Source organism: Xanthomonas hortorum pv. pelargonii, assembly GCF_024499015.1.
Lineage (GTDB): Bacteria > Pseudomonadota > Gammaproteobacteria > Xanthomonadales > Xanthomonadaceae > Xanthomonas > Xanthomonas hortorum_B.
On record NZ_CP098604.1, the window covers coordinates 2,455,340 to 2,477,548 of the forward strand.

Consider the following 22,209-nt stretch of genomic DNA (forward strand, 5'->3'; position numbering starts at 1 on the left):
GCGCGTTATAACGTGGGCATGGAATATGCGGCAACGCAGGCTTTTCAAGCCGCGACAGATGCATCGCTGTGTCGAAATACCATCGTATGGACGCGCTCGCTGTCAACGGTCCGGCGTCGGATCACTGACGTAACAATGCAGTAGCACGTGCAGCGAACGCATAAGCGTTTGCCGTCGTCGTCTATGTTTATCGCAGGCGTTATTAACTAAGCGATGCGCTTTGCACGGCTTTGTGGCTGACGCGCCGGGCAGGACCATCCGGATGCATGCATGCATGCATGCATGCGAGCTTGGCAGCAAGCTGCTGGGGCAACCAGCGCCCTAGCATTAGAGGATCACGCACCAACTGAAACACCTCCGTCCCCGGCGTCAGTCAGGTGGTGATGGCTTTTCAACTGCACTGAGGGTGTTGCACTTGGATATTGAGTCCAACTTGTGTGACCGCACGTTGCGATGACGCACACAAAAGAGCCGCCTTGCGGCGGCTCGATCGGATCATGGCGAGCCATCACATCAAGGGCTGAAGCGTGTCGCATGGGTCGCCTGTGGCGACAGGATCGACATCTGCGGCTTGTCGGTTCCGTCCTTGTTGGGATGTACGCTGTATTCGTAACTGATGTTCCACCATGAACCGGCAGCCCACCACGTCCAGCCCAGCCAGACATCTGCATTGGTTTCCATATACCCGAGCATGCCCTGCAGCGCTGCATTGCAACCTGCGTTGTTGCCGGTGCCGAATTCGCCAAGGAAACCGCGTTTTTGATTGAGGCGCAACCACTCGGTGAAACTGCGTAGCCGATCGGCGCCGACGGTGGCACTGACGCAGACATTGCTGGTGCCGCTGGAATCGGCATCCAGGTACTGATGCACTTCGAACGCATAGTTGTCGAGGGGGTCGTAGATGGAGGTCAGCGCGGTGGCGTTGGAATACCCATCGCTGGTGGGCGAGTACCAACTATGCGCGCCGGTCCATAACACGCCGGGGACCAGAATCAAATTGTTTGCACCGGTGGCCCGAATGCTGTCGATGCCTGCCTGTGCAGCGGCTGCCCAACCACCTGCCGATACCCCATTGGGCTCATTCATCAGCGCGAAGATCACCGCGTTATCGTTTTTGAACACCAGCGCAAGACGGCGCCATACATCGCTGAAGGTCGCAATCGGCACTTCAGGAGTGCCTATTTTATAACCGTAGTATTTGGCAAAGTTATGGATATCCAGCACCAGATACATGCCCGATGCCTTGGCGCGGGCCACTGCCTGCTGCACCAATGCCAATTGCGCCGGATCCAGTTCGCCACGCGCGCTGGGTTGCAGACGCTCCCACAAAATGGGCAGGCGGATCGTATTCATGCCAACGCCGGCGAAATAGGTGTAATCGCTGGCAGGTGCGTACATGTAGTCTTTGTTGAGGACTCCCGGCTTTTTCGACGATGCAAACTCGGCACCGGAAAGATTGACTCCGGCGTAGGTGAGTGCGCGTGTCTGCGCATGAACCTGCGGCAAGACGCCAAGCAGGATGAGAAGCAGTGCACAGCGAACGACGCTGCGCAGCGAGCAGGAAACAGAAGACATAAAGCAACTCCTTGAACGACGGGGACGATGCGTCGCAGCCGGTTGCGTGCGATTTGCGCCAAGCGCCCTGCATCGGTAGGACTTAATGCATTGGCTGTGCCCGATCGCGCAACACACTGAGCGTTAAGTAAATGTGCGAGCTCACTCGCAGTCACAATTCGCCGGGGTCACATTCCGCACCAGCACGCTGTAACGCGCGGCAGAAAAAAGCGGCCGCGCACGCTTCGGCACACGGTCAGCGCGGACGGTGTGCTGTCGAAAGAACGTCGTATGGATGCGTCTGCTGCCAACTGCATGACGCCGATTCGTTGGCGCCGTGCACGGTTGCGCCTGCATGCTCAGCGCAGGCGAGGCGTGGTTTGCAGACGAATGCGAGGTGTCGCTGTTAGCGGGCGATACGCTGCGCGCGGGCGCTCAGGATCGTCATCTGTGGCTTGTCGCGTCCCTGCGAATCGGGCTGCACGTTGAATGGATAGGTCCGGTTCCACCATGCACCGGCGGCCCACCAGGTCCAGCCGATCCACACATCGCTGTTGGTTTCCATGTACCCCAACATGTTGTTGAGTGCGCTATTGCAGGTTGCGTTGTTGCCAGTGCCGAATTCGCCCAGAAATCCACGCTTGTGATTCAGGCGTAGCCACTGGGTAAAACTGCGCAGGCGTTCGGCACCCACGGTGCTGCTGACGCAACCGGCGCTGGTACCGCTGGAGTCGGTATCCAGGTATTGATGCACTTCGATGGCGTAGCGATTGAGCGGGTCACGAATGGATGCCAGTGCCACGGCATTGGATTGCCCGGCAACGGTGGAATACCAACTGTGCGCGCCGCTCCACAATGCACCGGGAACCAGAATCAGATTGTTGGCGCCGGTTTTGCGGATGGTGTCGATCGATGCTTGTGCCGCGGTGGCCCAGGATTGCGGATTGATGTCGTAAGGCTCATTCATCAGCCCGAAGATCACCGCGTTGTCGTTCTTGAAGGCGATCGCCAGACGGCGCCACAAATCGGTAAAGGTGCTGATCGGCACGCGGCTGCTGCCGATCTTGTTGCCGTAGTACTTGGCGTAGTTGTGCACATCCAGAATCAGATAGACCTTGGCGGCCTTGGCATTGGCGACTGCCTGGCGGATCAGTGCCAATTGCGCCGCATCCAGTTCACCACCAGCCTTGGGTTGCAGGCGCTCCCACAGGATGGGTAGCCGAATGGTGTTCATGTGTTTGCCGGCGAAGTAGCGGTAATCGCTGGCAGCCGGATACAGGTAGTCGACGTTGAGCACGCCGGGTTTTTGCGAGGATTTGATTTCTGCGCCAGAGAGATTGACGCCGGCATACTTCAGGCGATTGCCGCTCTGTGCATGTGCAAGCGGCATGATGACAAGCAGCAGCAATGAGAACGCGCAGCTAAGCAGCCGGCGTGTCCGAGGGGGAGGGGGCAACATGGGTGACTCCTGAAGCATTCGCGTGGGGAGGTGCATTGCACTGGCGTGGACCTGCCACGTGCATGACGACAATGCAACACCTACACCCTAGGCGCATCTGTACATTCAAACTACGAATGCGAGATATCACTTAATTGGAGCTGTGAGCGACTTGGCACTTATTGCCAAACATACACGTGCTTTGATGTGGTAGAGCGCACATCGCGCGATCGTCATCGCCGCACACAGGTCGCACTCTGCGCGGCAGCACTGCATCGACTGCTGCGCATTCGAGATGGAGTGACGTTGCAGGTTGTCTTGCGATTACAACACTGTACATCGATGCAGTGGCGTGCCTTGCATCAACGCAGATCGCAATTGCACGTATAAAACTCACCTGGTGCGCGAACGGGACGTCGGCACTTGCGATGTATTGCACGTGAGGTTTGTGTGCTGCGTCGTGATTGCGGCAACAATCCATCACTGCGGATCCTGCAAGACGCGTCGCGCGATTGCGGGGCCACCGCGTATTTGCGCGTAGCGCTGTGCTGCCAGCGCCCGCACATCCGATGCTTCGGCATGGCGCATGTCATACATGCACGACAAAAAAACGGTGGCCGCAGCATCTTGCTGTGACCACCGCATTCGAACAGACCGGCGTGTGTTACTTGGTGGCGCGGCGTGCGTACTTGCTCAGGATCGAGATCTGCGGCTTGTCGCTGCCATCCTTGCCCGGCTGCACGGTGAAGAAGTACTCCGGCTTCCACCATGCACCGGCGGCCCACCAGGTCCAGCCCAGCCACACGTCGCTGTTCTTTTCCATGTAGGTCAGCATGCCTTCCAGCGCCTGGTCGCAGACCGGATTGTTGGCAGTGCCGAATTCGCCCAGAAAGCCTTTCTGCTTGTTCTCGCGCAGCCATGCGGTGAAGCCGCGCAATTTCTCTTCGCCAACCGTGGCGCTGGTGCAGACCGGCTTGGTGCCGCTGTAGTCGCTGTCCAGATATTGATGCGCTTCGAAGGCCAGGTTGTTGCCCGGGTCCTTGACGATCTCCAGCGCCTTGGCATTGGAACCGCCGTAGTTGGCGCTGCGCCAGCTGTGCGCGCCGCTGTAGGCGGTGCCCGGTACCAGGATCAGGTTCTTGGCGCCGGTCTTGCGGATCGCGTTGATTGCGCCTTGCGCCGCTGCAGCCCAGTCGGTTGCGGAAATCCCATTGGGCTCATTCATCAGCCCGAAAATCACCGATGTGTCGTCCTTGAATTCCAGCGCCAGCCGGCGCCACAGATCCGCCACTGCGGCGGCGGGTACATCGCTGGTGCCGATGCGCTTGCCGTTGTACTTGGCGTAGTTGTGCACATCCAGGATCAGGTATTGCTTGTTGGCCTTGGCCGCCGCCACCGATTTCTTCAGTAGTGCCAATTGCGCCGGATCCAACTCGCCGCTGAGCTGTGGCTGCAGGCGTTCCCACAGGAACGGCAAGCGGATCGTATTCATGCCTTTGCCGGCGAAATAACTGAAGTCCGACGCGGCCGGATAGGTGTAGTCCTTGTACAAGGTGCCCGGCTTCTTGCGCGAGTTGAACTCGGCGCCGGAGAGATTGACACCGACATATTTCAGGCCGGCAGATTCTTTTTTCGCAGCGGCGGGCTCTTTTGCCTGCGCCAACGGCATTGCAGCGAGCAAGGTCAGTGCGAGTGCGGCACTGCGTAACGAGGGGAAATGTGCGGGAGAGCGAAACATGAAGCCTCCTTCGGCATCGACGTGAGTGGCCGCAGGGGGAGGGCACGGCCAGCAGAGATGGTGCAGGGCAGGATGGTGGTTGGTCAGCGTAGAAGCTTTGGCGTTAGTGCGCCATTCACGCCTACTGCAGCGATTTGATCGCGCAAACGCCTGCAAGGCGCACCCCGCCGCTGCGGTGGCGTTCGCAACCCGACAGGCAAGACGCACTGTCGCAGGAGTGCGACAGGCGCCTGTTTTAAGCTAGAGGCTGCTTACTTTTGTCTCCTGCACCATCGCGGGGGACGTGACGCCCGGAGCCCCCTCACGAGCAAAGCTCACGCTTACGCCGCCCAGACCGCCGATCAACCGCTTGCACCGTTCGTGTTCGAACGGCGCGCACCCGGCCCCGACGATGTACAGATCGACATCGCCTATTGCGGTGTGTGTCACTCGGATCTGCATACCGCACGCAACGAATGGCACAACACGCTGTACCCGTCGGTGCCCGGCCACGAGATCGTCGGCCGTGTGACGGCGGTTGGCGATGCGGTCACTGGTTTCAAGGTCGGCGACCTGGCCGGTGTCGGCTGCATGGTCGACAGCTGTCGCAGCTGCGCGTCCTGCCAGGAAGGCGAAGAACAGTATTGCGAGCAGGGCTTTACCGGCACCTATAACGGGCCGATGTTTGGCGGCGAGAACACTTACGGCGGTTACTCGGACCACATCGTGGTCGATCAGAAATACGTGCTGCGCATCTCGCACAGCGACAACCTGGCCGCCGTGGCGCCGCTGCTGTGCGCCGGTATCACCACCTATTCGCCGCTGGCGCATTGGAAGGTCGGTCCCGGCCAGAAGGTGGGTGTGGTGGGCCTGGGTGGCCTGGGCCACATGGCAGTGAAGATCGCCAAGGCGATGGGCGCCACCGTGGTGTTGTTCACCACCTCCGAGAGCAAGCGCGCCGATGCGTTGCGTCTGGGTGCCAGCGAAGTGGTGATCTCCAAGGACGAGGCGCAGATGGCCGCGCAAGCCAACACACTGGACTTCATCCTCAACACCGTGGCCGCGCCGCACAACCTGGACCCGTTCCTGGCTGCGCTCAAGCGCGACGGGGCGATGGTGCTGGTGGGTGTGCCCGAGCATTCGCACCCTTCGCCGAGCGTGTTCAATCTGATCATGAAGCGCCGCACGCTGGCCGGTTCGTTGATCGGCGGCATCCGCCAGACCCAGGAGATGTTGGATTTCTGCGCCAAGCACAACATCGTCTCGGACATCGAAACGATTCGCGCCGACCAGATCAACGAGGCCTACGAGCGCATGCTCAAGAGCGACGTGAAGTATCGCTTCGTGATCGACATGGCCACGCTGGACAAGGCGGCCTGATTCCCCAGCGCGCCCGGCAATCGATGCAGCCCTGCAACAGGGCTGCACATCAGGTGCCTGCGAACGACTGCAGCGTGGACCCGGCGGTGACCGCGTCCACGCTGCTGCCGGATGACACCGGCCACCGGCTGCAGGCATCGCCGGACCGCGACGCGTTCAACCAGGTCAGGCGCCCTGCGCAGCGGCCACGCTGCCGTCCTGCGCCGGATAGGGCGACACCAGCGGCGTCGCGGGGCGCACCAGCATGGGTGCGGAGAACAGCAGGTTCAGCGCGGGCAGGCGGCCCGGCGTGCGCAGCAGGCACAGCAGGGTGGGCGCCAGCACGCCGGTGCCCAACAAGGCGAAGAACAGCAGCGACCCATCGTGGATCCAGCGCGGCAGCAGATAGGCCAGCACGATGAACGGCGGGAAGTGGGTCAGATAGAACACCACCGAGTTGCGGCCCACATAGCGGATCGCCTGCGCGGCCGGTTGCTGGTTTGCCCAGATTGCAGCAGCGATCACCAGCGGCAGCGCGATCACCACCAGCGGCAGGTAGCCGATCCAGATACCGTGCAGCGCGGTGAGATTGGCGATCAGCACGATCGCGCACAGGCTCAGGCACGACAGTGGCCAGATCCAGCGCGGTGCCTGCTGCAGCAGTGCCGGCACGCGACCGGCCAGCAGCGTGCCGATGTAGAAGAACGCGAAGTAATAGAACGGGTCGGCACCCTGGCGCAGCAATGGGCCCAGGCACACCGAGCCCAGCAGGGTCGCTGCCAGCACCAACGGGGCCGGCAGCCGACGCAGCAGTGGGATCACTGCAAGAAACACGAACAGGTAGAACAGAAACCAGGTCAGTGCCACGTTGCCGACCGCGATCCTGCCCAGGTCCAGCCAGGCAATGGGTTCGGACTTGGCCAGCACCGAGCCTGCCTCGCGCAACCCGAAGATCAGCAGCGACCAGATCAGATAGGGATACAACACGTGCCGCAGCTTGCCGCTGAAGTAGGTCGCGATCCCCTTGTCCAGCCCGCGCGCCACGAACAAGCCCGAGAGCAGGAACATCAGCTGCATGCGCAATGGGGCCAGCGAGCGGTTGATACGCTCGATCGACAGCATCAGCGTGCTGCTTTCTCCGGTTGCGCCGCTGCGTAGCTCGGGATAGGCGTCGAAGGCGAAGCCATAGGCGTGCAGGACGATCACCATCAGCACGCTGGCACCGCGTAGCCAGTCCACCCAATCATCGCGTTTATGGTTACCGGTAATGGTTTGGTAGGTCATGAGGTTGCTCCTTTGGTGGGGCCCACGGCTTTGCCGCCGCGGTGTGCGACGACACGAATCAGGTCTGGATTCCACGGCGGTGTTGTCCACGCGTGGGAGGAGGGCGGATACCGTCGTTGCCGAGGACATCCGGGTAAGCGCAGAGCGTTCCGCGTGTCAGTTGAGGGGTGGCTGGGCTGCGTGATGCGGGGACGGCTTATATGTGACTTAGATCACACTTGCTTGGCGCGTGCAATCGTCGAGGCTGCAGATAGATGCAGGCCTGTGTGTGCGCTGATGGCAAGGTCATGCGTGGGTGCGGGCGCCTTGCACGGTCGATGACCGCTTGAGTTTGCAGTTGCCGAGATGCGGTGGAGCGTGTGCTCAGCGGTAGGCGGCGTTGTGGTGTTGCGTTGTGGTCTACGCGCGCTGCCAGCGTCAGCCTGATCGGCGGCAGGACAAATCACCGCACGCAGCAGCAAACGCCGCACGATCGCTTGAGCGAAGTGCCGATCGCGAAAGACAGGGGGATTGGTCGTGGAGCGTTCCGGGTCGGGCGAGGCGCGACCTTGCGGGATGCGATGTCCGTTGCGTGTCGCCGTGGATGCATTGCATTGCGGTGCGTCACGCGGGCGTAGCCGCTCACGCAGCGTGCGGGTTGCCCGCACGCGAGCCCGCACGCGAGCCCGCACCAATGGTGGGCACATCGCCCACCGCTGGCAATCACTCAGGCCGCAGCGGGTTCCTTGACCTGCGCCTTGACGCCAAGCAGCTGCACGATGCTGCCCGCCGCATCGCGGCCTTCGGCCACGGCGGTCACCACCAGGTCGGCGCCGCGCACGCAGTCGCCACCGGCGAACAGGCGTGGGTTACTGGTCTGGTAGGGCAGGCGGCCGTTGTCGTCGGCCGGGGCGACGATGCGGCCATTGCTGCCGGCTTCCACGCCTTGCGAGGCCAGCCAGTCCGGTACGGTCGGCGAGAAGCCGAAGGCGATGATCACCACGTCCGCTTCCAGCAGCGATTCGCTGCCTTCCACCGGCACCGCGTTGCGACGGCCGCTGGCATCGGGCTCACCGAGCCTGGTCTCCACCACGGTCACACCGATGGCTTCGTCGTCGGCGCCGGATTCGATCGACAGCGGTTGACGGTTGAACAGGAAGCGCACGCCTTCCTCGCGCGCGTTGGCCACTTCGCGTGCCGAACCCGGCATGCTGGCCTCGTCGCGGCGGTAGGCGCAGGTGACCTTGGCCGCACCCAGGCGGATGGCGCTGCGCACGCAGTCCATGCCGGTGTCGCCGCCGCCCAGCACCACCACGCGCTTGCCGTTGAGATCGGGCAGCGCCATCTGGTCTTCCCAGCCGGCGATCGGCCGGCCGTGCGGGTCGTTGCCGCTGACGATGCGGCTGTTCTGCACCAGAAACGGCAACGCCGGCAGCACGTTCTTCAGATCCTGCCCGGGCAGCCCGCCATCGGTGTAGCGGTAGGCACCGGTGCCCAGGAACACCGCATCGAATTCGCCCAGCAACTGCTCGATGCTGACGTCGCGGCCCACTTCCACGCCCAGGCGGAACTGCACGCCCATGCCTTCGAGGATCTCGCGGCGCTTGCCGATCACCGACTTGTCCAGCTTGAAGCTGGGGATGCCGAACTGCAGCAGGCCGCCGATCTGCTCGTAGCGGTCGTAGACCACCGCTTCAATGCCGGCACGCACCAGCCGGTCCGCACACGACAGGCCGGCCGGGCCGGCGCCGATCACCGCCACCCGCCAGCCGGTCGGCTGCACGTTGCCCAGGTCAGGGCGCCAGCCCATCTTGAAGGCGGTATCGACGATGTATTTTTCCACCGCACCGATAGTGACCGCGCCGAATTCCTCCAGCGTGCAGCTGCCTTCGCACAAGCGGTCCTGCGGACACACCCGCCCGCACACTTCCGGCAGCGGGTTGGTGGAATGGCACAGCGCGGCGGCTTCCTCGATGCGGTTTTCCTGCACCAGCTGCAGCCACTGCGGGATCGCGTTGTGCACCGGGCACTTCCAGCTGCAATACGGATTACCGCAGTCCAGGCAACGGCCGGACTGATACTGCGCGTCGGCCTTGTCGAACTTGCCGTACAGCTCGCCCCAGTCACCGGACGTGCGCAGCTCCACCGGAATGCGTGTGGGCATGGTCCGGGGCAGGTCGAGGAATTGGAAGGCTTGCTTGCGGCTCATAAAAGAAATCCGTGGCTGATTCCCTTCTCCCACCGGGAGAAGGTGCCCCGAAGGGGCGGATGAGGGTACGGAGCGTCAGCGCCCGCATCCCCAAACCCTCTCCCGTTGCAGGGAGAGGGAAGCACTCAGGCGGCGCGCCGCAGCGACTCGGTCAGCGACTCGATGCTGGCGGCCTTGGGTTTGACCAGCCAGAACTTGCCGATGTAGTCGCGGAACTCGTCCAGGATCTGCTGCGCCCAGATGCTGCCGGTCAGCTCGCGGTGGCGGCTGATCAGGGTGTGCAGGTGCTGGCGATGGTTCTCGAAACCTTCGGCGGAGACGCGGTGGATGTCGATCAGCTCGTGGTTGTAGCGGTCCACGAAGTCGCGTTCGATATCCAGCACATAGGCCAGGCCACCGGTGAAGCCGGCGCCGAAGTTCAGGCCGACCTTGCCCAGCACCAGCACCACGCCGTCGGTCATGTATTCGCAGCAGTGGTCGCCTGCGCCCTCCACCACCGCCAGTGCGCCGGAGTTGCGCACCGCAAAGCGCTCGCCGGCACGGCCGGCCGCGAACAGTTCGCCACCGGTGGCGCCGTACAGGCAGGTGTTGCCCACGATCGGCGTGCTACGGGCCTCGAAGCGCGCACCGCGCGGCGGGCGCACCACCAGCCGGCCGCCGGCCATACCCTTGCCGACGTAGTCGTTGGCTTCGCCTTCCAATTCCAGCTGCAGGCCGCCGGCGTTGAACGCGCCGAAGCTCTGCCCGGCGGTGCCGCGGAAGCGCAGGTTCAACGGCGCATCGCTCATGCCGTGGTTGCCGTGCGCACGCGCGATGGCGCCGGACAGGCGCGCGCCGATCGAGCGGTCGGTGTTGTGGATCAAAAAGCGATGGTCGCCGCCGGTCTTGTTGGCGATCGCAGTGGCCAGCAGGCCATCCATCTGCGTGGCCAGGCTGTCCGGCGACTCGTACAGGCGCTGGGCGGCGCAATGGCTGCCGTCGTACTGCGCATGCGTGAGCAGGCGCGAGAGATCGACCTTGACCCCGGCACGTGGCGAGACCTCCAGCTGTTCGAGCAGGTCGGTGCGGCCGACGATCTCGTCCAGCGAGCGCACGCCCAGGTACGACAGCCACTGGCGCACTTCTTCGGCCAGCAGGCGGAAGAAATGCTCCACGCGCTCCGGCAAACCGGTGAAGTAGTTCGCACGCAGGCGCTCGTCCTGGGTGGCCACGCCGGTGGCGCAGTTGTTGAGGTGGCAGATGCGCAGGTACTTGCAGCCCAGCACGATCATCGGCGCGGTGCCGAAACCGAAGCTGTCGGCGCCCAGCAGCGCGGCCTTGACCACGTCCAGGCCGGTCTTCAGGCCGCCATCGGTCTGCAGGATGGTGCGGTCGCGCAGGTCGTTGGCCACCAGCGCTTGGTGCGACTCGGCCACGCCCAGTTCCCACGGCACGCCGGCGTAACGGATCGAGCTGATCGGGCTGGCGCCGGTGCCGCCGTCGTGGCCGGACACGGTGATCAGATCGGCGCCGGCCTTGACCACGCCGGCGGCAATGGTGCCGACGCCGGCATGCGCCACCAGCTTCACCGACACCAGTGCGGTGGGGTTGACCTGCTTGAGGTCGTAGATCAGCTGGGCCAGGTCTTCGATCGAATAGATGTCGTGATGCGGCGGCGGCGAGATCAGGCCGATGCCGGGCTTGGCGTAACGCAGCCGGGCGATCAGTTCGTTGACCTTGTGGCCGGGCAGCTGACCGCCTTCGCCGGGCTTGGCGCCCTGCGCGACCTTGATCTGCAACACCTCGGCATTGACCAGGTATTCCGGGGTCACGCCGAAGCGACCGGAGGCCACCTGCTTGATCTTGGAGCGCTTCTCGGTGCCGTAGCGGGCCGGGTCTTCGCCGCCTTCGCCGGAATTGCTGCGTCCGCCCAGGCGGTTCATCGCAATGGCCAGTGCTTCGTGCGCCTCGGGCGACAACGCGCCCAGGCTGATCGCAGCGGTGTCGAAGCGACGCAGCACATCGGCCGCCGGGGCCACCTCGTCCAGCGGGGTCGGGGTCTCGGCACGCTTGAGCTGGACCAGATCGCGCAGCGTGGAGGCCGGGCGCGAATGCACCGCATCCACGTATTTCTGCCAATCGCCGGCATCGCCGGTGCGGGTGGCGCGCTGCAGCGTCATGACCACGTCGGGGTTGTACATGTGGTACTCGCCGCCGTGCACGTACTTGAGCAAGCCGCCCACTTCCGGCTTGAGCTGGTCGTTCCAGGCGCGCGCGGTGAGCTCGCGCGCCTCGGTGTCCAGCCGCGCCAGGTTGACGCCGCCGATGCGTGCGGGCGTCTCGGCAAAGCACAGCTCCACCACGTCCGGGTCCAACCCCACGATCTCGAACAACTGCGCGCCGCGATAACTGGCGATGGTGCAGATGCCCATCTTCGAAATGATCTTGGACAGGCCCTTGTAGATGCCCTTGCGATAGCGGCGCCCGATCTGCGACTGCTCGCCGCCCTTGCTCAGCTGCAGGATGCCGCGCCGGCCCAGGTCGAACAGCGTCTGGTAAGCCAGATACGGATACACCGCAGTGGCGCCGAAGCCGAGCAGGCAGGCCATGTGGTGCGGGTCGCGCGCGGTGCCGGTTTCGATGATCAGGTTGGCGTCGCAGCGCAGGCCCACCTTGCACAGGTGGTGATGCACCGCGCCGGTGGCCAGCAGCGCATGCGCCATCGGCCGGTCCGGGACCGGGTAGCGGTCGGACAGCAGCAACATCACCGCACCGGCGCGCGCGGCGGTCTCGGCTTCCTGGCAGATGCGTTCCAGCCCCGCCTTGAGGCCTTCTTCGACGCTGTAGGACAGGTCGATCAGGCGATTGCGCTCGACGTACTGCTCCATCTTCAGCAACTGGCGCAGCTTGCGCTGGCTGAGCACCGGCGAGTTGAGGATGACGTGGTTCACCGTCTCGGCGCCGGCGTGGAAGATGTTGGTCTCCTTGCCGAGCTGGGTGGTGAGCGACATCGCGATGCCTTCGCGCAGCGGGTCGATCGGCGGGTTGGTGACCTGCGCGAAGGCCTGGCGGAAGTAGTCGTACAGCGGCCGGGTCTGGCGGCTGAGCACCGCCATCGGGGTGTCGTCGCCCATCGAGCCGGTGGCTTCCTGCTCGGTCTCGGCCAGCGGGCGCAGGATCTGCTCCACCTCCTCGGTGCTGAGCTGGAACAGCTTGTGGTAGCTGCGCAGGGTCTGCTCGCTGAAGGGTTCTTCCACCAGCGAGGGGTCGATCAACTCGGTCTGCAGATAGGTCACGCCCTGCTGCAGCCATTGCTTGTACGGCGCGCGCGCGCGGTTGATGCGGTCGATGGCATCCGAATCGAGCAGGTCGCCGCGCTTCAAATCGATCGCCATCATCTCGCCCGGGCCCAGCTTGCCCTTGCGGGTGATGCGCTCGGCCGGCAATTCCCACACGCCGGCCTCGGAGGCCACCAGGAAATGGCGGTCGGAGGTCAGCATCCAGCGCGCCGGGCGCAGCCCGTTGCGATCGAGCATGCAGGCGGCGTAGCGGCCATCGCAGGCCACGATGCCGGCCGGGCCGTCCCACGGTTCGGTGTTCAAACCGTAGAACTCGTAGAACGCAGCCAGGTCGGCGTCCTTGAATTCCAGCGACTGGGTCGCCGGCGGCACCAGGATACGCAGCGCCTGCAGCAGGTCCATGCCACCGGCGACCAGCAGCTCGAGCATGTTGTCCAGGCTCTGCGAATCGGAGCCATGCATGGAGATCACCGGGTCGAACTCGGCGATGTCGAAGCGCGGGGTCTGCCACACCTTGCTACGCGCCTGCGCCCAGCGGCGGTTGCCTTCGATGGTGTTGATTTCGCCGTTATGCGCCAGCAGCCGGAACGGATGCGCCAGCGGCCAGCGCGGCAGCGTGTTGGTGGAAAACCGCTGGTGAAAGACAATTGCGCTGGAGGACAGATCGCTGCGCTGCAGGTCCGGATAGAACGTGCTCAGCTTGTCCGGCAGCACCATGCCCTTATAGCTGATGCCATTGGGCGACAAGGTGGTGACGTAGAAGTTGTCCACCTCGCGCAGCGCCTGCTCGGCGCGCCGGCGCGCCAGGAACAGCGCCAGGGTGAAGCCGTCTTCGGTCTGCTCCGCGCCTGCATCGACGAATAACTGCTCGATACGCGGCAAGGTGTCGCGCGCCAGTTGCCCGCACACGCTGTCGTCGGTGGGCACCACGCGCCAACCGCGAAAGTGCACGCCGGCGGTGTGCAACTGGGTTTCCAGTTCGGCACGACATCGCGCCGCATCGGCATCGTCCAGCGGCAGGAACACCACACCGGCCGCGTAGCGCGTGCCCAGCGTAATGCCGGCATCGCGCGCCAGCCCGCGCAGGAACGCATCGGGTTTGCGGATCAGCAAGCCGCAGCCATCGCCGGTGAGCCCGTCGGCGGCCACGCCGCCGCGGTGGGTCATGCGCGAGAGCGCCGCAATCGCGGTGTCTACCAGCGAGCGGGAAGGTTGGTCGTCCAACTGGGCGACCATGCCAAAACCACAGGCGTCGCGTTCGTCGCGCGCGCTGTTGTAGAGACCGTAGTCGTTGAGCCCTTGGCGAGTGCGGGGGGCCATGTCTGCCTCTTTGCGATCTGGGAGAGCGGCGACGACGTTGCAGCGCTCGATCCGTGGAGCGTTTCGAAGAGGTCACCGGATGATCGACTAGACCACAGTTGATGCGGTGCCGCAATACACCGTTACAGCTGCAACGAGGGCGGCTGCAAGGCCCTGTGCCAGCTGGCTTGGCGCCCGTTCGCCAACAGGCGCCAGGCGGTGCTCAGCCGCAGCGCACCGAGGCGATCAGGTTCTTGGCATCCACTTCCAGATTGAGCCGTTCGCCGTTGAACTCCATGGTGACCATCTGCCCGGGTTTGAGCACGCGCACCGACTTGGCGCGGGCATCGCTGCGGGCCTGTTCGCTCACTGCATCGGTCAAGGCCTGACCGACCAGCGACTGCACCTGGGTGGCATCGCAGCTGCCGATCGGCGGGGCCTCGGGAGCGGCGGCCGGTGCGGGGGCTGCGGCTTGTTCGGCCGCTTGCTGCGCCTTGGCGGTGACGGCTTCCTGCTCGTCCGGTTGCGGCGAGCCGCAGGCACTCAAGGCCGCCAGCACGACCAAGGAACAGGCCAGGCGGGCGGTAGGCAGGACAGAGCGCATCGATGACTCCAGCACAGTGGGGGAGGCCCAAGCATAAGCAGAAAATCTGCTGACGGGCATCGCTTGCCCACATGGCGTTGTCGCAGCGTTGACGCTGCCTAGTCCTGCCCGGCTCAACAATCGGCGCCTGTCCTTCGATCCGTGCGCAATGAAAGCCAAACGTGTTCTTCGCAATGCCGCAGCCACCGCCAGCGCTGCCGGCAAGCTGGCCACCGTGGCTACCGTGGCCGCCAGTGCCGCCAGTGCGGTGGCTGCCACGGCCGCGGCGGCGAGCGTGGCAGCGGTCGCGCAGGCCAAGGCCACCGCGCGTGCGGCCGGGCTCACCTATGTCAACGATCAACAGCCCGGTATCAGCCGCCGCAAGGCCGGCAAGAGCTTCAGTTACCGCAGTGCCGACGGGCAGCGCGTGGCCGATGCCGATACCTTGCAGCGCATCCGCGCACTGGCCATTCCGCCGGCGTATACCGAGGTGTGGATCTGCGCCAAGCCCAATGGCCATCTGCAGGCCACCGGCCGTGATGCGCGCAGGCGCAAGCAATACCGCTATCACGCCGAGTGGGCGCAGGTGCGTGGCGAAGGCAAGTTCGAACGTGTGATCGCCTTCGGCCAGGCCTTGCCCAAATTACGCCGACGGCTGCGCCGCGATCTGGTACTGCCGGGATTTCCGCGCGAGAAGGTGCTGGCGATCGTGGTGGCGTTGTTGGCCGACACCCTGGTGCGTGTGGGCAATGCCGAATATGCGCGCAGCAATCGCTCCTACGGCCTCACCACCTTGCGCAACCGGCATATGGAATTTCTGCGCGGCGGACGTGCGCGGCTGAAATTCCGGGGCAAGAGCGGCCAGGATCACGAGATCGAAGTGGACGACAAGCAACTGGTGAAACTCATCCGGCAATGCCAGCAATTGCCGGGCCAATCGCTGTTTCAGTACCGCGACGACGACGGCCAGCTGCAGCCAGTGGATTCGGGTGAGGTCAACGATTATCTGCGTGAGGCGATGGGTGAGGATTTTACCGCCAAAGATTTCCGCACCTGGGGCGGTACGCTGGCGGCACTGCAACGCCTGGCGCGGTTGCCGTTACCCGAGCGCATGAGCGAACGCGCGCTGACCCAGGTGCAGAACGATGTCATCCGCGAAGTGGCCGATGCGCTGGGCAATACGCCCTCGGTGTGTCGCAAGGCCTATATCGACCCATGCGTATTCGAAGGCTGGCGCGCCGGCGAACTGCAGGCCATGGCCACCGGCGTGCGCGGCGAGCGCCAATGGGAGGCGGCCACGCTGCGCTTTTTGACCGACTCGCGCAGCAAGCAAGGCAAGACGACCAAGGCCACCAAGGCCACCAAGGCCACCAAGGCCACCAAGGCCACCAAGGCTACCAAGGCTACCAAGGCTACCAAGGCTACCAAGGCTACCAAGACGAAGCTCAGCCGCAGCAAAAAATCTGCGTGATGCTGTTGTTCGGCGAGATATCGCTGGTGAGGTGATCGGTAGCCCGGTCTGCGTCACGCCTATGTCTGTCTGCTTGTAGATTTTTATCTGCAGCGTCCAGCACGCCCGCAATGCCACAGCTCACGACAAGCGCGAGCAGATCGTTGGCCTGCATCGTGTTTTACCTTGTGTGGGTGCGACGCTGGATGCGATAGGTCGTTGCAGGCGGAACGTTTCGATATGTGCGCCCGATCTTGACGGCCTCCAGATCGAGCGCATCGAGAATATGCGCCGGCACCGAGCATTTGAATCCATAGGTAAACAGATACAGCCGCCCGCCAGGCTTCAGCTGCAGGAAGGCGCCGCGCAGAATCGCAGCCACCTGGTGTGCCGGCATGTTCAACAGGCCAAGGCCGCAGACCACGGCATCGACGTACGCGCCATCGATGCGAGGCAGCGATTCAAGATCGCAGACATCCATCTGCAGCAAGCTTGCGCGCGGGAAGCGCTGCGTAAGCAACGCAGAAAAGGTGGCGTTGTACTCGAGCAGAACGAGGTTCTTTTCCTGCACGCCTTTGTCGATCATCGCCTGGGTAAACACACCGGTCCCCGGCCCGAGTTCGAGAACCCGACCGGTACGCGCCGACAGCTCGGATGTGATGATGGAGGCGAGGGCGCGTCCGGAGGGAATTATCGCTGCAACGGAGCAGGGTGCGGTGATCCATTCGCGAAAAAACGACGTCATATACGAACGTGCCATCTATCCTCACAACGTTGAAAGAGTTCGGCCAAGCTGCATCTGCACGCACCACTGCAGGATGCGCGATGGTGCAAAAACAAGGCTAAAGCAAGAGTCTGTCCGGAACCTGTTTTGGCTGCAGATCGGTGGCGATAGTTCAGGTTTTTATCAGCATTGGTGCACTGGCGATTCGAATGCTTAGCTGCAATGCGCTGTCATCAGATAAAAAAACGATGCGTGATCGTCGGTGCAGGTGATGACCGCATATAACGCGCGGCGGTTGCATAAATGCCTGCATCGCACAGATGATCGACAGACAGTGGCGCCAGCCTGCGTGGCAGCCGACGCATCAGGCCATGTTTGCAATCGGTGCGCAGTGCGGCAGGTGTTGATCGGGCGAATGCGTGTCGAATGATCCTGACCAGCGATTGCCAAGACACGCGCCCAACACGGCCGTCACCGCATGCGCAGACGAGCTGCGTGCAGCGGGGGTTGTCTGGCGTGCGCATCGTAAGCTTTGAGGGGCCGGACATCATGGTGTCTGAATGACCGCTAGACCGCGCCATGGAGGTGAGCAACGTGGAAATCGGCGAGACATTGCGCACCGCCAGCAGCGGCGATACCGAACCGCAACCTGTCTAGCGCACTCTGGACAACCGGTAATGATTATTCGTGTGCACATGCAATTGCGCGATGGTCTGGTGCCGTTATCGAGCATTGCGGTGTGGGCGCTGGAAAGCGGCCCGAGCGAAATAAGCCGCCACCATCGACAGCGATGTCACGGTGAGCGCAGATCTTGGCGGGATGGGTTGAGCAAGACGCTGGCGCTGACTAAGAGCGGCTAGCAAAACGTAGCGGGCAGTCGTCAGGTGTGCGTGGACGGCTCGGAGGAGCCGGAACGTAAAAGTGGTACATGCCGAATCCGAGCACCGGCCACGCGCGCCTGGCCGGTGCGCAGTAGTTTTGTTAGCCGCTCTAAGTGTTCTAGCACTGGACGCTGCACATGCAAGCAACCCTACATGTGCCCGTTCCGGTCGCTGTCATATGCACGGCAATGCGGATGCGCCTAAGGCAACGGCAACGCTCAGCCGCAATAAATCGCGGTGATGTTGTTGTTCGGGCCGGTCTCGACGGTGAGGTGATCGCCACCGCTTTCGCTGGCGCCCTGGGCCGGATCGGCCAGGCCGCTGGCGGTGGTGCCGCCGGTGGCGCGTTCGCCGCGACGCACGCTGACCTGCAGGCTGTCGCTGTCCACGCGCGCACGTTCGATGGTCTGCGCTGCCGCGGCCAGGCCCACCGCGCCACGCACCTTGTCGATATGGCACTGGCCGGAGATGACCCCGTCGATGGGCTGCACCTGCACGAGCTGATTGGAGGCACAGGCCGAGAGCAGCAACACGGCAGCGAGCGGGGCGAGGGTGCGGATCATCGAGGAGCTCCAGCGGAAGAATGCCGCAAGCGTGAAGAAAGCGTTGTTGGCGTGGCATGAAGACTGCTGGCCGCACGCATCGCGATGCCAGGCGTGGCATGCCCTGCCGCGGTCCGGGACGCTGGGCTGAGGCCCTCTCGCGTGACGCCGATGGTTCAGTAGCTTGCGATTACTTCTAAATATGGACGACTCCACTACAAATCTTCCGGCTAGTCGATCAATGGGTGCGTCTCTACTCTTTGCATCACCGGGGCAGCTTGCTCCACCACCGCAAAGGGATCCGTCATGAACGCACAACTGGCCACCGTCTACGCCGACCAGCAGCCGCAGCGCGAGCCCGGCGTGCAGGCCATTACTTCGCCGCGTCCGGTGGTGTTCCGCACCCGCGGCACCACCCGCGGTCCGATCACCCGGCTGATGAGCCCGGGCGACCTGGGCCAATTGGTCAAGCCGTTCGTGTTCCTGGACCTGTTCACCGTCAAGCCGTCGATCGGCGGCGCGCCGATGGGCATGCATCCGCATTCGGGCATCGCCACGCTGACCTATCTGATGGAAGGCGAAGTCGGCTACGAAGACAGCACCGGCAAGCAGGGCACCCTGCCCACCGGCGGTGTGGAATGGATGCGCGCCGGCAATGGCGTCTGGCACGACGGTGTGCCGGTGGGCCAGTCCTCGGCCAAGGGCTTTCAGCTGTGGGTTGCGCTGCCGGCGGCCGAAGAAAACGCCCCGGCGCAGAGCCTGTATCTGTCGCCCGACGATGTGCCGGTGGCCGGCCCGGTGCGGGGTGCTGCTGGGCCGCTACGGCACGCTGGAAAGCAGGATCCCGGCACCGGCCGACATGACCTACCTGAGCGTGCAGCTGCAGGATGGCGAGCGCTGGCGCTATGTGCCGCCGGCCGGCCACACCGTGGCCTGGATCGCGGTGCACGGCGGCCAGCTGGAAGCGGCCGAGACCATCGGCAGCGGCCAGATAGCGGTGTTCAAGGATGCCGAGCAGGCCATCGAGGTGGTGTCGGTGGGTGCGAGCTCCTTCGTGCTGGGCTCGGCGGTCAAGCATCCGCATGAGTTGGTGATGGGCCACTACTCGGTACACACCAGCAAGGCCGCACTGGCGCAGGGCGAGGCGGAGATTCGCCGCATCGGCGAGCAGCTGCGCGGCCGGGGCCGTCTGGCCTGAGTCTGCGGCGGGCGCTGCACACGCCCGCCCGGTGTTTTTCGCCTGCGCCTTGTCTGCCTGTCTGCGCGATGCAGTACCGAGAAGCACTACAGCACCGACAAGCGCAACGCACACGCGCAGACCGGTAGCAGGGCAACCGGCAGCGCACCAGCCTGTATTTCACCCGCCGACACGCACACGTGTGCGTGCTCGGTCGCATCTTCAACGTCGTGGCAGTGCCACGCAACCCCACACAATCAGAGGCTTCATCATGAAACTGCTCCATCTCGATTCCAGCATCCTCGGTGGTTATTCGGCCAGCCGTCAGCTGTCGGCGGCCACGGTCGCCAAGTTGCAGTCCGGCCACAGCGATGTCGCAGTGACTTACCGCGATCTGGCCGCCGAGCCGCTGGCGCATCTGTCCGGCGCGCACCTGGCGGCCCAGCAGAATCCCAGCGGCGACCAGAGCCCGGAACTGGCGGCCGAACTGGCCACCAGTGCAACGGTGCTGCAGGAATTTCTGGACGCCGACACCGTGGTGATCGGTGTGGCGCTGTACAACTTCACCATCCCGACCCAGCTCAAGGCGTGGATCGATCGCGTGCTGGTGGCCGGCAAGACCTTCCGCTACAACGCGCAAGGCGTGCCCGAGGGGCTGGCCGGCAACAAGCGGGTGATTCTGTTGGTGGCACGTGGCGGCTTCTATGGCGCCGGCTCGCCGATGGCATCGCTGGAGCATGCCGAAACCTACATGCGCACCGCGCTGGGCTTTGTTGGCGTGCACACGCCGGAAGTGATCGTGGCCGAAGGCCTGGCCACCGGCGCAGACGCCCGCCAGGCGGGTATCGCCAGCGCCCAGCAGCAGATCGATGCGCTTGCTGCCTGAGTGGTGTCGCGGCTGAGGTGTGTCCAGCGGCATGACCTGCGCTGGCGATCGTGCCACCGGTTCGCCCGGTCCCGATCTTTCAAACGTGCCGACACTGCATCGAGCGGACAGCGTGCCGCTCGATGCACTGCGTTGCCCGCGTGGCACGGTGCCAACAGTGCTTCAAAGGATGTCGGCGCCAGGCTGCGTGCGCGTGCTCAGCGCTGATGGTGCTTCGATGCGGGCGTTGCAACCGCCTTCCTCCGCAGCATGACAATCACCGCACGCCGGGTATCGCGGCGCTATTTGCCAAGCCAGCCACCTCTTTGCATTCAGGCCCATTCAATCGCGTCGTCACGGCCCGGATAAACGCCGAGACCGCACGTGGCTGATGGTGTCGGCTCGGGTAGAGCGCGTACAGGCTCTGGCCCTTGCGCTGAAAATCCGGCAGCACCACGGTCAGGCGGCCTTCGTCGATATCCGGCCAGGTGAGTGCCTGCGGCAACAATGCGATTCCGAGCCCGGCCACCGCCGCAAGCCGCAGTGCGCGGGCGGTGGTGGCGGCCATGCGCGCCTGCACGTGGACGTCTTCGGCAAGCCCGGACGGGCCGACCAGCGTCCAGGTGGCATAGCCGCTTGGATGCGGAAAACTGATGCAGTCGTGCTGCGGCAAGTCGTCCAGACGCAACGGCCTGCCGCGCGCCTGCAGGTAGCCGGGGCTGGCCACCAGCACATCGTTGGTGTCGGCCAGGATCTGGCGGCCGACATAGCCCAGGTCCGTCATCACACCACCACGAAAGGCCACATCGATGCGCTCGGCGATCAGGTCGGCCTTGCCATCGCTGAGCACGAATTCCAGGCGCACGCGCGGATGCGCGGCGAGAAATTCGCCGACCCATTCGACGCGAGAAAAATCCAGAAAATCTGCTGGCGCCGCCACCCGCACCAAACCGGCTGCTTCATCGCCACCGGCTACCAGGCTCTGCCCGGCCGAGGTCAGCCCGTCTACCGCATCGGCGCAACGTTCAAAGAACGCTTGCCCGGCGTCGGTGAGGGTGAGCTTGCGGGTGGAGCGCTGCATCAGACGCGTGTCCAGTTGCGCTTCCAACTGCTGCACGCGCCGGCTCACGCTGTTGGGTGCAGTGCCCAGCCTGCGCGCGGCTTCGGCAAAGCTGCCGCTACGCACGACCTGCACATACAACGCGATGTCATTGAGATCGATCACCGGCGGCCTTGGCGCGTGTAAACGCGGAGTCTAAGCGTGGCGACTGCGCGTCGTCGATCATGGCGGCGTCGCGTGCTGTCTGCGGCAGCTCAGGTGCACTAGCAGTAAAGCGCGTGATGCGTTGCTGCGCGCGCTCGGTTGACTTAGCTTTTGACGCTGCGTCTGACGAAGCCAAGTTGCAAAATCTTGCCTGCTCAGAAGTGGTGAAACGGTGGAGTGGGTCAGTCGTAGAGCATTGGTGCTGCTGGTTTGCTGCTGGTTTGCTGCAGGGCCCTTGCCCGCCCACCGTCGCGGGACACGCCGCAAGTACGTCCGTGTAGGCTCTTACGCGGCATCCATGCCGCGTAAGGTCCCGCGACGGTGGGCGGGCAAGGACCAGTGGAGATAGTCGGTGTGCATGTTTTCAAGCAGCCGACCAACTTTCTGGTGCGGTGTCCTCGCCGATTGCGGGACCATGTGGCGGCATGGATGCCGCCACTGAGCCTCCAGGGACGGATTCACGGCGTGTCCCGCGAGCGGTGAGGGCACCGCGCCCTCGACTAGCTCAGCTTTTGACTGTATCCAGACGCCTCTACGACTCAAATCCTTGGCCGCTTTTGCATCTTGTGTCTCGATGCAATTAGACATTTCGGATAGATCAGATGC

The 22,209-nt window shown here is 63.9% G+C and carries 16 protein-coding genes and 1 other RNA gene; 5 read left to right on the top strand and 12 right to left on the bottom strand.

Going from position 1 to position 22,209, the window contains the following annotated elements:
* Positions 1-513: 513 nt before the first annotated feature.
* From NDY25_RS10775 to NDY25_RS10785, 3 genes are all read right to left on the bottom strand, one after another.
* Positions 514-1,575, bottom strand: coding sequence for a glycoside hydrolase family 5 protein (locus NDY25_RS10775; RefSeq protein ID WP_168959263.1), 1,062 nt, complete (start codon positions 1,573-1,575; stop codon positions 514-516).
* Positions 1,576-1,960: 385 nt separating this feature from the next.
* Positions 1,961-2,956 (bottom strand): glycoside hydrolase family 5 protein, encoded by a 996-nt coding sequence (locus NDY25_RS10780; protein ID WP_180336581.1) that lies wholly within the window; start codon positions 2,954-2,956, stop codon positions 1,961-1,963.
* Positions 2,957-3,656: 700 nt separating this feature from the next.
* Positions 3,657-4,730 carry a glycoside hydrolase family 5 protein gene (locus NDY25_RS10785; protein WP_168959261.1) on the bottom strand — a complete coding sequence of 358 codons (1,074 nt, stop codon included), beginning with the start codon at positions 4,728-4,730 and terminating at the stop codon, positions 3,657-3,659.
* A gap of 264 nt (positions 4,731-4,994) precedes the next feature.
* On the opposite strand from NDY25_RS10785, the gene NDY25_RS10790 reads away from it, so the two are divergent.
* Entirely contained in the window at positions 4,995-6,089 is a 1,095-nt protein-coding gene (locus NDY25_RS10790; protein ID WP_305888813.1) for an NAD(P)-dependent alcohol dehydrogenase, read from the top strand.
* 165 nt (positions 6,090-6,254) lie between these two features.
* Here NDY25_RS10790 and NDY25_RS10795 read toward each other — a convergent pair whose 3' ends face one another.
* The 4 genes from NDY25_RS10795 to NDY25_RS10810 form a co-directional block, all read right to left on the bottom strand.
* Positions 6,255-7,352 (bottom strand): acyltransferase family protein, encoded by a 1,098-nt coding sequence (locus tag NDY25_RS10795; protein WP_168959260.1) that lies wholly within the window; start codon positions 7,350-7,352, stop codon positions 6,255-6,257.
* A gap of 706 nt (positions 7,353-8,058) precedes the next feature.
* Positions 8,059-9,540, bottom strand: coding sequence for an FAD-dependent oxidoreductase (locus NDY25_RS10800; protein WP_006452227.1), 1,482 nt, complete (start codon positions 9,538-9,540; stop codon positions 8,059-8,061).
* Positions 9,541-9,665: 125 nt separating this feature from the next.
* Positions 9,666-14,138 (bottom strand): glutamate synthase large subunit, encoded by a 4,473-nt coding sequence (gene gltB / locus NDY25_RS10805; protein WP_168959259.1) that lies wholly within the window; start codon positions 14,136-14,138, stop codon positions 9,666-9,668.
* Positions 14,139-14,340: 202 nt separating this feature from the next.
* Positions 14,341-14,721 (bottom strand): I78 family peptidase inhibitor, encoded by a 381-nt coding sequence (locus NDY25_RS10810; protein WP_168959258.1) that lies wholly within the window; start codon positions 14,719-14,721, stop codon positions 14,341-14,343.
* A gap of 58 nt (positions 14,722-14,779) precedes the next feature.
* Here NDY25_RS10810 and NDY25_RS10815 point away from each other — a divergent pair, with 58 nt between their 5' ends.
* Positions 14,780-16,171 carry a DNA topoisomerase IB gene (locus NDY25_RS10815; RefSeq protein ID WP_251756644.1) on the top strand — a complete coding sequence of 464 codons (1,392 nt, stop codon included), beginning with the start codon at positions 14,780-14,782 and terminating at the stop codon, positions 16,169-16,171.
* Here the strand turns inward: NDY25_RS10815 and NDY25_RS10820 are convergent.
* The 4 genes from NDY25_RS10820 to NDY25_RS10835 form a co-directional block, all read right to left on the bottom strand.
* On the bottom strand, positions 16,146-16,325 hold the full coding sequence (locus NDY25_RS10820; protein WP_023901962.1) for a hypothetical protein: 180 nt from the start codon (positions 16,323-16,325) through the stop codon (positions 16,146-16,148). The genes NDY25_RS10815 and NDY25_RS10820 overlap by 26 nt on opposite strands.
* Before the next feature lie 6 nt (positions 16,326-16,331).
* Positions 16,332-16,910: a class I SAM-dependent methyltransferase gene (locus NDY25_RS10825; RefSeq protein ID WP_168959256.1), complete on the bottom strand. Its 579-nt coding sequence runs from the start codon at positions 16,908-16,910 to the stop codon at positions 16,332-16,334.
* A gap of 818 nt (positions 16,911-17,728) precedes the next feature.
* Positions 17,729-17,804, bottom strand: a non-coding RNA gene (locus tag NDY25_RS10830) — sX9 sRNA.
* A gap of 169 nt (positions 17,805-17,973) precedes the next feature.
* Positions 17,974-18,318, bottom strand: coding sequence for a hypothetical protein (locus NDY25_RS10835; protein WP_006452222.1), 345 nt, complete (start codon positions 18,316-18,318; stop codon positions 17,974-17,976).
* A gap of 285 nt (positions 18,319-18,603) precedes the next feature.
* Here NDY25_RS10835 and NDY25_RS10840 point away from each other — a divergent pair, with 285 nt between their 5' ends.
* The 3 genes from NDY25_RS10840 to NDY25_RS10850 all read left to right on the top strand — a co-directional run bounded on the left by NDY25_RS10840 (position 18,604) and on the right by NDY25_RS10850 (position 20,360).
* Positions 18,604-19,383, top strand: coding sequence for a pirin family protein (locus tag NDY25_RS10840; RefSeq protein ID WP_256627930.1), 780 nt, complete (start codon positions 18,604-18,606; stop codon positions 19,381-19,383).
* Positions 19,334-19,495 (top strand): hypothetical protein, encoded by a 162-nt coding sequence (locus NDY25_RS10845; RefSeq protein ID WP_256627931.1) that lies wholly within the window; start codon positions 19,334-19,336, stop codon positions 19,493-19,495. The genes NDY25_RS10840 and NDY25_RS10845 overlap by 50 nt, the downstream gene beginning before the upstream one ends.
* Before the next feature lie 250 nt (positions 19,496-19,745).
* Positions 19,746-20,360 (top strand): FMN-dependent NADH-azoreductase, encoded by a 615-nt coding sequence (locus tag NDY25_RS10850; RefSeq protein ID WP_168959254.1) that lies wholly within the window; start codon positions 19,746-19,748, stop codon positions 20,358-20,360.
* 256 nt (positions 20,361-20,616) lie between these two features.
* Here the strand turns inward: NDY25_RS10850 and NDY25_RS10855 are convergent, their stop codons facing one another.
* The gene (locus NDY25_RS10855) at positions 20,617-21,564 is read right to left on the bottom strand and encodes a LysR family transcriptional regulator (protein ID WP_256627932.1); all 948 of its coding nucleotides are present in this window, start codon (positions 21,562-21,564) and stop codon (positions 20,617-20,619) included.
* Positions 21,565-22,209: the final 645 nt, after the last annotated feature.